This window comes from Sutterella massiliensis (genome assembly GCF_016899755.1).
GTDB lineage: Bacteria > Pseudomonadota > Gammaproteobacteria > Burkholderiales > Burkholderiaceae_F > Sutterella > Sutterella massiliensis.
This window is the reverse complement of record NZ_JACJJC010000227.1, coordinates 1-567: the sequence shown is the minus strand read 5'-3', so window position 1 is coordinate 567 and position 567 is coordinate 1. Positions and strand designations below refer to the sequence as shown.

Sequence of the window (567 nt, the reverse complement as noted above, 5' to 3'; positions counted from 1 at the left end):
GAATTATAGAATCATCGACATTTGACCAATTTTGTTTTAATATTTTTATACTTGTCTTGATGGAAGAAAGCCATTCTTCGAAATATACATCCTTAGAAAAATAAGGCTTATATATTGTTAAATAATCACTAAAATTTGTGATGGGAGGGTTGCTATGATACCCATAAAAGTAGCGAAGTTCCTCTCCACCTTCTCCGCCAAAGAATATTTTGTTAGAATTAAAACGATCAGGAGGGACAACAAAAGAGGAGTAACGTGAAATATTAAAATTTATCCAGTTAGTAAGCTGCTCATTTGCAGTTTGATTTGTATTTGGAGCACATTTATTAAATGGAGTATTGATCTGAAAATCAAGTAGTTTAGCTATTTCCTCAGCTACACAATAGTCTTCTTTGTGACGCTTATCCGAGAAAATCATCAAATTACCCGATCGAATTGATCTTTGAATTAAATTATCGTGAGCAAAAAAAGAAAAAACAGAGCGACTATCGACTCCACCAGTAAGATCAACTCTTAAAAATAAATTATTATTAAGAATCGTATTAATTCTTGAGCGCCAATTTCTTA

Annotated in this window: 1 protein-coding gene; it reads right to left on the bottom strand. The window is 31.7% G+C overall.

Features of this window, described 5'->3' with window-relative positions; all coding sequences use genetic code 11:
• On the bottom strand, positions 1-567 hold a 567-nt coding region (locus H6A60_RS12295), incomplete at both ends, for a hypothetical protein (protein WP_205105044.1).